Here is a 12,668-nt window from a genome sequence, read left to right as displayed (position 1 = left end):
ATTAAAGACCCGTTCGACGTGGCGGTTCCACGCCCGCATGACGCCGATCCGGGCTAAGTGGTTGGGCCGCCATTCTCCGCAACGAGGATTAGCGCCTCCATTAGCTGGCGGCGTCGCTCAACGTGAAAAGCCGGCGGCAATTTGGAAGCGGTATCGGATCCTCAAACGAGGTGGACCAGGGCAGAGAACTGATCCGGCCGGCGACCGACGGGCAGGGTGGTCGAGCGGCTACAGTGGTAGTCGCTGCAGAAGACCACGATGCCGAAGACGCCGGACCCTCACATCTCACCGAAGGTGATTTTCTGTTCGCGTGGCATGTGCCCAATTCTGACAAGAATCGGACTCAGGCTGAATTGCCATTCCGGGGTGACCCGCATTGGCGAGGGGGCGGCCCGGCGTGTGTCGTCCGGAAGCGTCGTGCGTCGGGCCACCTGCCAACTATCCGCACGCATACACGATCCGAGGGCATTGCCGGGTCGGTCACCGAGCGCAGTGAACCTGACACGCGACTTAGAACGGCGGCAGCAAAACCGCTGCGCTAGCACCGTTCTTCAAAAATGTGGACAAGGTTGATCTGACCTTGAGGAAGATTCGCTGCCAACGGCGGCATGATCCGCATCAACCGCTTTAATCGATTTGCAGATACGAGGGAGTTGTCGATGTTTGAAAGCTGAGAGTAAGTTATTGATTTTGCATGGTGAGCGCGGAGGGACTCGAACCCTCGACCCCATGATTAAAAGTCACGTGCTCTACCGCCTGAGCTACGCGCTCACTCGCCGCGCTGTGTAGGGGGCAGGCCCTTGCGGGTCAATAGCGTCGGCGCGGCAAATTCGTGGTTTGCTTGGGGCCAATTCCTTTTGGATAGCTAAAGGTTAGTTCGGCTTCTTCAAGCACCCGGCGGCGAACAATCCACGCGGTTAATTGGCCTCGCGGCGAATTTCCGAGGCGACCGGCTGTGACTGGCTGGTGACCGAGGGCAGGCTGACCGGGCGCAGCCCGATCAGTTCCGCCGTCCGCACCGCGCTGTTTCGCCAGAATGCGAAGGAATTGGCGCGGGAATTTTCCAACAACGCGATCGCGACCGCGGACAGGAACGGCAGGCTTTGCAGCACCAGCACGCCGGCAAAAATGTAGATCTCGCGCACCTGCTTGAAGCCGTTCGTCACGATGAGCACCGCAGCGCCAATCAGTAGCAGCACGCCGATCACGGCTTCCCAGAACGCCTGGAACTCGATCGACATCCGCGACAGGCCGCCCTTGGACGTCCGCGCGAAGGCGAGATGTTCGGTGATCAGGCCCTGCGCCACCGCACGCGAGACGGTCCATTGCACGCTCATCGCCGCAATCATGGCGCCCAGCATCTGGCCGGCCTTGATCTTCACGCGCAGGCGGTAAAGCGCCAGGAAGTGCACGAGCGAGACGACAAAGGAGGCGATGATCGGCAGCGTCAGGATCTTGTCGGGAACGGCGATGTCGGCAAACGCTACGATCGGCACCCAGATCAGGTTGAGGATTGCGACCACCACGCCGAGGCTTTCGGCCCCTAACCAGTTCAGCCAGCCGAGCGAGAACTCACGGCGCTGGTCCGGCGTCAGCCGGCTCGCGCCGGGCAGGAAGCGCCGCCAATGCTTCTTGACGATCTGGAAGCCGCCATAGGCCCAGCGGTGGCGCTGTTTCTTGAAGGCTTCATAGGTGTCGGGCAGCAGACCCTCGCCATAGCGCACGTTGGTGTAGTGCGTCAGCCAGCCTTGCTCCTGGATGGTCAGACCAAGGTCGGTGTCCTCGCAGATGGTGTCGCCGGACCAGCCGCCGGCCATGTCCATCGCCGAGCGACGGATCAGGCACATCGTGCCGTGCACGATGATGGCGTTGTGCTCGTTGCGCTGGACCATGCCGATGTCGAAGAAGCCGGCATATTCGCCGTTCATGATGTAGTGCATCAGCGAGCGGTCGCCGTCGCGATGCTCCTGCGGCGCCTGCACCAGGCCGACGCGCGGGTCGGCGAATGCGGGAACAAGATCCTTCAGCCAGTCCGGATGCACGACATAGTCGGCGTCGATGATGCCGATGATCTCGGCATCGGCCGCGGTGCGGTCCATGGCGATGCGAAGCGCACCGGCCTTGAAGCCTTTCACCTTCTCGGCATTGATGAACTTGAAGCGTTCGCCGAGCGTGCGGCAGTGATCCTGGATCGGCCGCCAGAATTCCGGGTCGGGCGTGTTGTTGATGATGCAGACGCACTCGAAGTTGGGATAGTCGAGCCGCGACACCGCATCCAGCGTCTGCTTCAGCATCTCGACCGGCTCATAATAGGCGGGGATGTGAATCGAGACCTTCGGGAAAGCGATGTTCTCGCCGATGGTGGCAGGGGCCAACGTCGCGCTCTTGGCGATCAGCCGGCGCGGGCCGCGGCCGAAGGCGATCGCCGCGATCTCGTCGATCCGCGCCATCGCGATCAGGATCAGCGGAACCAGAAGGATCAGGCCAAGCGTCAGCGCGAAGGCCGAGCCGAATACGAAATAATGCCCATGCCAGTAGGCGAACACGGTGGCGGCCCAGGCGCCGACACCGTTGGCGGCCGCTGACAGCACCAGCGCCTGCATGATCGTCGGCCGCTCGATGCGCAGGATCGGCAGCGACATCAGGATGCCGACCAAAAGCGCGATCGCGGCCAGCTTCCAGTAGTTCTCGTTCACGATCGGTCCGGTCCAGGCGAATTTCGGCTCGCGGCTGGCGTCGAGCATGCCCCAGTAAGGGCCGACGCCGCCTTCGAAGAATTTCCAGGGCTGATCGATCGCTTCGACGATGTTGTATTCCATGCCGATGGCTTCGGCGCGGGTGACGAAGTTACGCAGCACCGAGGCCTGCTCGAACGGACCGGGTTCGGCGTTCCTCAAATTGTAGCCGGCGCTGGGCCAGCCGAATTCGGCGATGACGATGCGCTTGCCCGGGAATTTTTCGCGCAAGAGACCGTAGAGGTAGACTGCCTGATCGACCGCCTGCTTGTCGGTGAAGTTTTCCCAATAGGGCAGCACGTGGGCGGCGACGAAATCGACGGAAGAGGCGAGTTCCGGATTGTCGCGCCAGATGTTCCAGATTTCACCTGTGGTGACGGGAACGTTGACCGACTTCTTCACGCGCTTGATCAGGTCGATCAGGTCTTCGACCTTCTGCTCGCCGCGGTAGATGGTTTCGTTGCCGACGACGATGCCGTTGACGTTGCTGTTGCGCTTGGCGAGCGTGATCGCCGCCTCGATTTCGCGCTCGTTGCGGTCGGTATTCTTGTCGATCCAGGCGCCGACGGTGACCTTGAGGCCGAACTCGGCGGCGATTGGCGGCACCAGTTCGACGCCGCCCGTCGATGAATAGAGGCGAATCGCGCGCGTCATCGTCGACAGCTTCTTCAGGTCGGCGCGGATTTTTTCGACCTGCGGAAGATTGTCGACGTCGGGATGGGCGCTGCCTTCGAACGGGGCGTAGGAGACGCTCGGCAGGATGCCCCGGAAATCCGGGGCGGGCTGCTTGTCCTGTAACAAGCCCCACAGCCCGGCATGAGCTGCGGTCACGAACAGCAGAACGGCTACGATGGCGCGCATCGGAGACTAAACCATACGGGGCTGTAATTTATGGGAAGCGAACCTGTCCCCTAGGTTCGACCGACACGGCGGCGTCATAAGGATAGTCCTGCCCTGCGTTTTCACAACTGGTATGACGCCATGACTTTTTAAGGGCGCGCGACCGATCCAAGCGCCGGACAAATAGGATCGTTCCTCTGAACGTATCCTGAATGACCAGGCGTTTATTTCGCCGGCGGCGCAGGCGCTGGGCTGGGGACAGGCGAAGGCGAAGCGGCAGGCGGCGGCGCGTTGCCCGCGGTTGCAGGAGAAGCCGGCGCAGGGCTTGCCGCGGCAGTCTGGGGCTGGGCGCCCGGATTGATCCAGCAGGCATGGATGCGGCTGGAGAGCGTTTCCGCCACCTTCGGGTCGATCTGACCGCCAAAGCGGGTCAGGCAGCGGAAGGCGGCCTGGACATGGCCGCCGGGGCAGCCAAACCGGTCATAAAGGTCGAGATGCCGGAATGCGGTGTCGAGGTCATCCCGCCACATCAGGCTCACCACGCGGCGGCCGAGCCAGACGCATTCAGGGTTTCCGGCCGGGCCATTGATGGCCTGGCCCGCCTCGACGAATTCGTCGGCCTTGCGCTGGTTGTCCTTGTTGACATCAGCAGGATTGGCGGCCGGCGCCTTGCCTTGCTGGTCCTGGGGGGCGGGGGTGCCGCTCTGGGCAAACGCGCCAGCCGATCCGATCAGGAGGCCCAGGCCGGCAGCGGCAAAGCGCCTCAAAATCGCAACTCTTGGATCAAGCACCCGTCGACGCATACATTCCCCGATCAAGTTTCCGGCCGCGCCAGCGGCGGGTAGTGGTGGTCTGGCTTGTTGCCGCCCAAATTGGTCCCCATTGCGGCGAACAGTTGGACGATTCACATGACGGGTATTTCAGATTTTGTCCAGCAAAGTCACAACTTTATCGCTGAAGTGGTAAAACTGCCGCAGGGCAAGAAACGAAATGGGGCGATCGTGCATCTTGGCAGAACGCCAATGAACGGGTAATCGACGGTCCCCGCCCGGAGGATGGAACCGATTTCTCTTCGTACGCCGCTGGCGCTTCTCCTGTCATCGTTAGCAATGATCGCGGCCCTGTGGTGGTGGCTCGCCACGCCGATCACGCTTGTGCGCGCGCCGATCGACCCCACGGCCAAGCTGCAATGTGTGTCGTATGCACCGTTCCGCAATGGCCAGACGCCGCTGATTCCGTCCACGCAGATTCTGCCGGAGCAGATCGCGCAGGATCTGGCGCAGCTCGCCAAGATCACCGACTGCGTGCGGACCTATTCGATCGAAAACGGGCTCGACCAGGTCCCGGCGCTGGCCGCCAAGGTCGGCCTGAAGGTGATTCAGGGGATCTGGCTGTCCAGTAACCGGACCAAGAACCTCGCCCAGATTGCGGTCGCAATCGAGCTGACCAAGGAACATCCTGATGTCATTACGGCGCTAGTGGTCGGCAACGAAGTGCTGCTGCGCGGCGAGATGACGACGTCGGATCTCGCGGCCCATATCCGCTCGGTGAAATCGCGCGTCACCGTGCCCGTCACCTATGCCGATGTCTGGGAGTTCTGGCTGCGCAACCGCGAAATCTACGACGCGGTCGACTTCGTCACGATCCACATCCTGCCGTATTGGGAAGACATGCCGGTGCGCGCGAAATTTGCCGCCAACCATGTCGACGACATCCGCAAGCGGATGGCGGTTGCGTTTCCGGCCAAGGAAATCCTGATCGGCGAGACCGGCTGGCCGAGCTCGGGGCGAATGCGCGAAGGCGCGCTGCCCTCGCGCACCAATCAGGCGCGTGTCGTGTCCGAAATCCTCGAACTCGCCAAGCGCGAAAAATTTCGGGTCAACCTGATCGAGGCCTATGACCAGCCGTGGAAGCGCCAGCTTGAAGGCACCGTCGGCGGCTATTGGGGCATGATCGATGACGCGCAGCGCGCGGTGAAATATCCGCCCGGCGAGCCGATCAGCAACTATCCGTTCTGGAAGATCCAGATGGGATGCGGCATGGCGCTCAGCGCCCTCGTTTTCCTGGTGGGCTGGCTGACGGTCCGGCGGCGGCCGTGGAAGCCGGGGGTGGGCGCGTGGATCGCCGTCGGCACCTCGGCGACAATAGCCGGCATGCTGCTCGGCGTTGCCGCTGACAAGATGTGGTACGAGAGCTACGGCTTTGGCGGCTGGCTGCAGTGGGGCGCGCTGCTGGCGGCCGCCATCGCCTCGCCGATACTGTGCGCGAACGCTGCGATGTCAGGACGGCCTCTGCCGACTTTCCTCGAACTGATCGGGCCGCGCGAATTCCGGACGAAATCGGTGCTATCAGCGCTGCTCGGCCTTGTCGTCGTCGTCACCACGCTGATCGCGGCGGAAACCGCGCTCGGCTTTGCCTTCGATCCGCGCTACCGCGATTTTCCGTTCGCCTCGCTGACCATGGCGGTGGTGCCGTTCGCGGCGCTGATGGTGCTCAACCGGCCGAAAGAGGGCGTGCGGCCGATCGCCGAATCCGCCTTTGCCGGCCTCTTGGTCGCAGCCGCGCTGTTCATGGGCTTCAACGAGGGCAACCAGAACTGGCAGGCGATGTGGACCTGCGCGATCTATTTACTGCTGGCGTTCACGCTGTGGCGGGCGCGGGCCGTGCAAATCCCAAAATGAGCAGCCCGATCGCAAGTCCCGACAGCACGATATTGTAAAGCACGATTCCGAATCCGGCCGCGATCAGCCCGAGGGTCAGCAGCACGATCGACGGGCGCATGACGTGAAGCGTCGCAATGACCAGCGCCGCAATCCCGAATACCGAGTTCTTGAACAGATAGGTCGCAAGCGTTCGCATCTTGCAGAGCATGGTCTGCTGTCCAGCGTCGCAGGCGAGCGCAACGGTCGAGAACTCGATCGCGAGATAGCGCAGGTAAAGCGCGTAGCCGACGGTGACGAAGCCGACCACCAGCAGGAATTGCACTTGATACGGCGTGAGCCGGAACGGAGCTTTTTTCATTCGCGCAATATGGTCGGGATTGGCGGCAAGAACAACTGCAATAACAAGCGCTGCCTTGCTGCGAGAATGCAGGTCAGAATTGCCGCGTAACTTAATGTAGGCAAAAGCTTATTGCTGGTTCTTCCTGTTGAAGATGGACGACAATGTCGGCGGCGTTGTCGTCTGCGTTGGTGCAGGCGGCGCCTCCGGCTTCTTCTCTGCCTCCTGGACGACGACCGCCGTCGCCCCCTTGGCCACGCTGCGCCGGCGCGGTGTCGGTTTGGCCGCGGCGGGTGGTGCGTCATCCGACTTCAGCGACAGCCGTTGGCCGTCGAAAATCGTCGTTTCGCAGGGACGGTTATTTTCGGTCAGAACGGCGCAGATCTTGGCGGCGGCGCCGGCGTCGTGCAGGGGGCCGGCGACGAGGCGAAGCTGCATGCCGAGCCCGCCTGCGCCTTCCTTGATGACGATGATCGGGCGCAGTGCGGTCAGCGGTGCGTTCGATCTCGATTTCAATAGCCCGCGCCACAACGCGCGCAAACCGTTCACCGAATTGGCGGTGCCGAGATCGACCCCGAATTCGGTCCGCTGCAGCGAGGCCATCGGCGCATTGGTGTCGTCCGCATCCGCATCGCTTGACGATGCCGCCACGACATCCGGAAGCGGGCTCGCGATCACCGCGCTCAGGGTCTTGCCTGGCTCGAGCAGCTTGCCGGCGGCCGGATCGGGCGAGGCCATCATCGACCGCGAGGCCATCAGAGGCGTGGCGGGCGAAGGTTTTGCCGGCTCCGGCTTGATCATCTCCGCTTTTGCCGTTTCCGCCTTGGCGTTTTCTGCTTTGGCCGTGTCGGTCTTCGCGCTGTCCTTCGCAGGGACGGAGACCGTGGCCGGGCTGGGCTCGACGACAGCGGCGGATTTGTCGGCGGCAGGCGCGGTTGTTACGGCTGCGACAGGGGGCTGCGGATGTGGGGCGGCCTGCGGTTCCGCGTGGGCAATCGCCGGCGAAGCGGGGGCGGAGCCCTGCTTGGCAATGGCGCCGGTGACGGAGTCCAGCCCCTGTTCCAGACTGGTCACGCGGGTGTACAGCCTGTCGCGATCGGTATTGAGCGTCTCGATCGCCGCCGCCAGCCGGCGCGCCTCGTTCTGGGTTTCCCGGGCGAGCGTCTGGATCTGCTGCCCCTGTCGCGTCAGGTCGGCGGCGGCGACCTGCTCGCGCCGGAGGCCGAAGGAGGACTGGTTGGCCATCACGGCCAGAATCACCGCGCCGGTCGCGCCGACGCCCCAGGACGCGATCCGCCACAGCGTGCGCCGGTCGAATTCGTCTTCTTCGGCCAACAGGTTGCTCAGCACGCCACCGTTGTCATCCGCCTCGAAGTCCGCGAGATGGTCAGGTTTTTTGGCCAAACGCCCTCGGCCCTCCTCAAGGCCCGCCGAATCACAGGCCAAACATTAACAGGAAATGCGCTGCCCGCTTGAATCGGGACATTTTCGGGGCAGCGAATCGGTTTGATCTCCACGGGAAAACAATTAAGACGGCCGGCAACCCTGTTCGCCCAAAGGACCAGAATGACCGCTCGATCCAGCCTGACTGTCGTGCTCGCAGCCGGCGAGGGGACGCGCATGCGGTCCTCGCTGCCGAAGGTGTTGCATGAGGTCGCGGGCCAGTCGCTGCTGGCGCATGTGCTGAACGCCGCCCCGCACGGGACGAGCGCGGCGCTCGCCGTCGTGATCGGGCCGGACCACAAGGCGGTCGCGGACGAGGCCAGGCGCGTGCGCCCTGATGCGGCGACCTTCGTTCAGGCCGAGCGCCTCGGCACCGCGCACGCGGTACTGGCGGCCCGCGAGGCGATCGCGCGCGGCGCCGACGATCTCTTGGTTGCGTTCGGCGATACGCCGCTGATCTCGGCGGAGACGTTTGCGCGCCTGCGTGCGCCCTTGGAGAAGGGCGCGGCGCTCGCCGTGCTCGGCTTCCGTGCCGCCGATCCGACCGGCTATGGCCGGCTGCTGCTCGAGGGCGACCGCCTGGTGGCGATCCGCGAGCACGCCGACGCGACGGAAGAGGAGCGCAAGGTCACGCTGTGCAATGCCGGCGTGATGGCGTTCGACGGCCGCCGTGTGCTGGAAATTCTTGATAGCATCGGCAATGCCAACAGCAAGGGCGAATATTATCTGGTCGATGCCGTCGCCATCGTCAGGGAAATGGGATTGGAGGCCGTCGTGATCGAAACCAGCGAGGATGAAGTGCGCGGCATCAACAACAAGGCGCAGCTAGCCGAAGCCGAAGCGGTGATGCAGACGCGCTTGCGCAAGGCGGCGCTGGATGCCGGCGTGACGCTCATCGCGCCGGAGACGGTCTATCTCGCCGCCGACACCAAGTTCGGCAGCGACGTCACCATCGAACCGTTCGTGGTGATCGGCCCCGGCGTCACCATTGCCGATGGCGCGGTGATCCATTCGTTCTCGCACATCGTTGAGACCGCGATCGGCAAGAAAGCCTCCGTCGGTCCCTATGCACGCCTGCGCCCAGGCACCTCGCTCGGTGACGGCGCCAAGATCGGCAACTTCGTCGAGACCAAAGCCGCGACACTGGAGGCCGGCGTCAAGATCAACCATCTCTCCTACATCGGCGATGCCCATGTCGGCGCCAATTCCAACATCGGCGCCGGCACCATCACCTGCAACTATGACGGCTTCTTCAAGCACAAGACCACGATCGGGCAGGGCGCCTTCGTCGGCACCAACTCGTCGCTGGTGGCGCCGGTGAAGATCGGCAACGGCGCCTATATCGGCTCTGGCTCCGTCATCACCAAGGACGTGCCGGATGATGCGATGGCCGTGGAGCGCAGCCCGCAGAGCAACCGCGACGGCGGCGCGGCGAGGTATCGCGAGATGAAAATGCGGGCGAAGGCGAAGAAACAAGGGTAAGCGTCGGGCTTGTTAAGCTTTCGCGTATCGTTGCAAGAACAAGGTGGCGCTGGGCGTCGCCTAACGATCGCGTTGAAGAGCACGGGGCGCGAAAATAACGTTCCTGCTAGATCGACGTAGAGGCATCCGTACTCTCCCGGATTAAATCGCGAGGGGATTTGCACTACGACGTAGCTCGCACCGGAGCTAGAGAATTTTATTACAGAGGATTTTTATCCGGTAGGCCGCAGAGCAATCTGCGGCCATTTTGCTTCTGAACCCAGAGCTAGAAGTCACGCGCGTGCCGCACAGACGTGACTCAACCTCTGAGCTGCGTCTCGTCCTCTAACTTCCGAAGTCGATCGATTTGCACTTTGAAGTTCGCGGGTATCTCTCGATCTTCCTTTATCGACGCTCGTAGTCTTTCGCCAATCTTTTGAACGATCGCGCGACTGTGTCGGGAGTCAATCTCAACAATATTTCGCATAACAGCTCTCCAGCGCGCACGACCCCATGACGCCCGACAGTAATATCGAGGTCTTCTTCTTGCAGATCAGACGAGACCGTCGCCTTTGGCTATCATGCGCGAGCGCTTGTTCTTGAACAGCGGGGTCCGAAGACCTTTGGCTATCCGCGATATGCGCCCTTCATTGGCGGCGGGCGACGGTTTCGCATCAACAATTCCGGCATGATGACTTTCGTTCCGGTTCCATTAACGGCTGTTCAGCTTTCCTTGGATTCGGAACTTTTGAGACGACAGAACTCTTTGAATAGTCGGGTGCCTCGCCGCCGGGGCAGCTCCGACCTGAACGGTCCCAGCCCGCTGCCCCCCTTAGGGCTGGGATCGTTCTTTTGTTTGACGCTCGGCACGGCAAGCGCAGCCCGGATGCGTGCAGCGACATCCGGGGGTTGTAGTTTATCCCGCATATCGCTGCGCTCATGCGGGCTACTTGCTGGCGCCGCGGCAAGTGCGGGCATTCATCCGCGCCTCCATTCCGTGATCGACGCGTCAGCGCGTTTCCAGCGATTCCAATTCGCCGAGCTGTGCGTTCTGCGCTGGAGGAATGTCGCGAGCAGAACGGCGGAGCTGAACAGCGTGTTGACCAGGAAGATCGCCGTCGTGACGCGATCCTGCAGCACGAAGCCGGCGTAGATCACCGTCGACATATTGGCGAGCGAAAACAAGAACCACGCCGAAAACGAAGCGAAAAAGGCTGAAAACGAAGCCAAGGCTGGCGGCTGAGAGAAGATTATTTCCGGCGCGCTGCGAACACTGATCCGAACTAAAAGGATCGAATTGCGGAATTGCGGCGACGGTGCAGTCAAGCACTGTCACCGTAATTCCTTGTTGTCCCTCGAAACAATTCGCGTCTCACTCCCTGAGTTGCGTCGGTATCAGGTCATCAGAACTATTGGGGATCGGAAGATGGATTTGCGTGTGCCAGACTTAGTCCAGATCTTTTCCTATTGAGGGGGACGAGAATGGACGCTGAACAGCGGCGGGCGATTGTTCGCGCTGCCGTCATTACCATTATCTTGGGCGCGGTCGCCGTGGCCGTGACTGGTTGGCCGCACGGGCTGTTCACGGCTGCGCTCATCGCGATCGCGTTCGCCATCGAGAAGCATCTGTGAGCATCCGACCGGTACGTTATATTTACGGTGACAGTGCACTCAATTGCATTTCGCCTGCGGCGATTATGTGCACTGTCACCGCGCCACGGAGGCCGTCTCCGAATGTATCGCTAAGAGAGTCGCAGCGCATTCACTAGTGCAGACAGCGCAGCAGGCTGATGCTGACGGCTGGGGTAATACATGAAGAAGCCCGGAATTGGCGGCGTCCAATCCTCTAGGACGCGGATAAGCCGACGCTTCACAATGTACTCTGCGACCTGCTCCTCATAGGCAAGTCCGATGCCTGCCCCGGCGAGCGCCGCCTCAATCACCAGGTGCGTATCGTCGATGATGAGTGGGCCGTTCACGTTGATCGTGACCGACTTTCGCCCCTTCTCGAACTCCCATCGATATGGACCGCCCGGAAGACGCAGCGTTATGCACCGATGATCGTGGAGATCCCTGGGCTTTTGCGGAAGGCGTCGCGATGCGAAATAGCGAGGCGATCCTACTGCCGCCAATCGCAATTCCCGCGTGACAGGCACCGCGATCATATCCTTTTGTATGTACTCGCCGAGCTGAATACCGGCGTCGAACTCCCCTGCAACAAGATCTACAGGGCCGGTGACAGTGACAACGTCAAGAATGATCTCAGGGTAGGCCTCAGCGAATGCCGTTAGCCGCGGCAAGAGTACCATCACGGCAGCCGATCGTGACATTACGATTCGAAGGCGCCCCGCAGGTCGGTGCCGAATGCTTCGGGCTCTGTCGAGGGCACGAGCAATTTGCTCAAGTGCTGGGGACAGGTCTTCCAAAAGAGCTGCCCCTGCAGCGGTCGGTGCGACGCTCTTGGTTGTCCGGGCAAGAAGCTGCAATTCGAGCCGCTGCTCAAGCCCGCGGATCGTGTGACTCAGGGCAGATTGAGACACACCTAATTTCACCGCAGCCCGTGTGAAGCTTCGTTCACTGGCGACGACTGCAAACGTAGCGAGTTCGTTCAGTTCGTTTCGCATGATTTATGAATATCGCTCATGAGTCCATGCCGTGCAACAGGTCTAGTCTCATAAGCGACTTCCCCCTAGGGTTCGCCAGCAAGACTTGAGGGCATCCCTCTGCGCGTTCGGCCGAGCTTGACGCTCGGCAGAGATAGCCGGGGCATGAATCGGGTCGGTGTAACAACGTTTTCGGAGACTGCTATGGAAACCGATGTTCACGCCTTGCGCTCTCTAGCGCAGACCTATTTCGACGCCGCCTATGAAATGGACGCTGGTAAATTCGCGTCCATATTTCATCCGTCGAGTTCAGTGACAAAGGTCGGCGACGACGGCGACGTGAGCGTCACGCCGATTGCGACGTGGCTGGCAGCCGTCCGAAATATGACCGCTCCGAAACAACAGGGCTTGGAGCGCCACGATCAGATCATATCAGTAGACGTTGAAGGAGACCTCGCGGTCTTGAAGTTAAAACTGCAGATTCCGCCACGCTACTTCACGGACATGCTGTCATGCTTAAAGGCTAACGGAGCCTGGAAGATCGCTCAGAAGGTAATGACTTCGAAAACGTAACAATTGCGAATTA

The 12,668-nt window shown here is 61.6% G+C and carries 10 protein-coding genes and 1 tRNA gene; 4 read left to right on the top strand and 7 right to left on the bottom strand.

The genetic code is table 11. The annotated features are described in order from the left end of the window. Positions 1–695: 695 nt before the first annotated feature. From J6524_RS03260 to J6524_RS03250, 3 genes are all read right to left on the bottom strand, one after another. A tRNA-Lys gene (locus J6524_RS03260) sits at positions 696–771 on the bottom strand. 146 nt (positions 772–917) lie between these two features. Continuing rightward, on the bottom strand, positions 918–3,596 hold the full coding sequence (locus tag J6524_RS03255; RefSeq protein ID WP_225668880.1) for a glycosyltransferase: 2,679 nt from the start codon (positions 3,594–3,596) through the stop codon (positions 918–920). Between the two features lie 203 nt (positions 3,597–3,799). Then, positions 3,800–4,378, bottom strand: a complete 579-nt coding sequence (locus J6524_RS03250) for a beta-1-3, beta-1-6-glucan biosynthesis protein (protein WP_225668878.1) — start codon at positions 4,376–4,378, stop codon at positions 3,800–3,802. A 252-nt stretch (positions 4,379–4,630) separates the two neighbouring features. Here J6524_RS03250 and J6524_RS03245 point away from each other — a divergent pair, with 252 nt between their 5' ends. After that, positions 4,631–6,256 carry a glycoside hydrolase family 17 protein gene (locus J6524_RS03245; protein ID WP_225668877.1) on the top strand — a complete coding sequence of 542 codons (1,626 nt, stop codon included), beginning with the start codon at positions 4,631–4,633 and terminating at the stop codon, positions 6,254–6,256. Here the strand turns inward: J6524_RS03245 and J6524_RS03240 are convergent. Beyond that, a complete protein-coding gene (locus J6524_RS03240; RefSeq protein WP_225668875.1) occupies positions 6,216–6,596 on the bottom strand; it encodes a hypothetical protein in 381 nt (126 codons plus the stop codon). The two genes, J6524_RS03245 and J6524_RS03240, sit on opposite strands and share 41 nt — an antisense overlap. 108 nt (positions 6,597–6,704) lie before the next feature. Then, complete coding sequence (locus J6524_RS03235; protein ID WP_225668874.1) at positions 6,705–7,979, bottom strand: hypothetical protein; 1,275 nt, start codon at positions 7,977–7,979, stop codon at positions 6,705–6,707. A 162-nt stretch (positions 7,980–8,141) separates the two neighbouring features. On the opposite strand from J6524_RS03235, the gene glmU reads away from it, so the two are divergent. Beyond that, positions 8,142–9,500 (top strand): bifunctional UDP-N-acetylglucosamine diphosphorylase/glucosamine-1-phosphate N-acetyltransferase GlmU, encoded by a 1,359-nt coding sequence (gene glmU / locus J6524_RS03230; protein ID WP_225668872.1) that lies wholly within the window; start codon positions 8,142–8,144, stop codon positions 9,498–9,500. Between the two features lie 988 nt (positions 9,501–10,488). Here glmU and J6524_RS03225 read toward each other — a convergent pair. Continuing rightward, the gene (locus J6524_RS03225; protein WP_225668871.1) at positions 10,489–10,815 is read right to left on the bottom strand and encodes a hypothetical protein; all 327 of its coding nucleotides are present in this window, start codon (positions 10,813–10,815) and stop codon (positions 10,489–10,491) included. 146 nt (positions 10,816–10,961) lie between these two features. Between J6524_RS03225 and J6524_RS03220 the strand changes: the two genes are divergently transcribed. Further along, on the top strand, positions 10,962–11,111 hold the full coding sequence (locus tag J6524_RS03220; protein WP_225668870.1) for a hypothetical protein: 150 nt from the start codon (positions 10,962–10,964) through the stop codon (positions 11,109–11,111). 110 nt (positions 11,112–11,221) lie between these two features. On the opposite strand, the gene J6524_RS03215 is transcribed toward J6524_RS03220, so the two are convergent. Beyond that, entirely contained in the window at positions 11,222–12,103 is an 882-nt protein-coding gene (locus J6524_RS03215) for a LysR family transcriptional regulator (RefSeq protein ID WP_225668868.1), read from the bottom strand. A gap of 183 nt (positions 12,104–12,286) precedes the next feature. Here J6524_RS03215 and J6524_RS03210 point away from each other — a divergent pair, with 183 nt between their 5' ends. Further along, on the top strand, positions 12,287–12,655 hold the full coding sequence (locus J6524_RS03210; protein ID WP_225668867.1) for a nuclear transport factor 2 family protein: 369 nt from the start codon (positions 12,287–12,289) through the stop codon (positions 12,653–12,655). The last annotated feature ends 13 nt before the right edge of the window (positions 12,656–12,668 follow it).

It is taken from the genome of Bradyrhizobium hereditatis, from assembly GCF_020329435.1.
GTDB lineage: Bacteria > Pseudomonadota > Alphaproteobacteria > Rhizobiales > Xanthobacteraceae > Bradyrhizobium > Bradyrhizobium hereditatis.
The sequence above is the reverse complement of the archived record's forward strand: the minus strand, read 5'-3'. Positions and strand labels throughout refer to the sequence as shown.

Excerpts from the sequence above, each read along its gene's own strand:
- J6524_RS03210 (WP_225668867.1), top strand. The coding sequence starts at position 12,287 with ATGGAAACCGATGTTCACGCCTTGCGCTCTCTAGCGCAGACCTATTTC.
- J6524_RS03240 (WP_225668875.1), bottom strand. The coding sequence starts at position 6,596 with ATGAAAAAAGCTCCGTTCCGGCTCACGCCGTATCAAGTGCAATTCCTG.
- J6524_RS03250 (WP_225668878.1), bottom strand. The coding sequence starts at position 4,378 with ATGCGTCGACGGGTGCTTGATCCAAGAGTTGCGATTTTGAGGCGCTTT.
- J6524_RS03245 (WP_225668877.1), top strand. The coding sequence starts at position 4,631 with ATGGAACCGATTTCTCTTCGTACGCCGCTGGCGCTTCTCCTGTCATCG.
- glmU (WP_225668872.1), top strand. The coding sequence starts at position 8,142 with ATGACCGCTCGATCCAGCCTGACTGTCGTGCTCGCAGCCGGCGAGGGG.
- J6524_RS03220 (WP_225668870.1), top strand. The coding sequence starts at position 10,962 with ATGGACGCTGAACAGCGGCGGGCGATTGTTCGCGCTGCCGTCATTACC.
- J6524_RS03215 (WP_225668868.1), bottom strand. The coding sequence starts at position 12,103 with ATGCGAAACGAACTGAACGAACTCGCTACGTTTGCAGTCGTCGCCAGT.
- J6524_RS03255 (WP_225668880.1), bottom strand. The coding sequence starts at position 3,596 with ATGCGCGCCATCGTAGCCGTTCTGCTGTTCGTGACCGCAGCTCATGCC.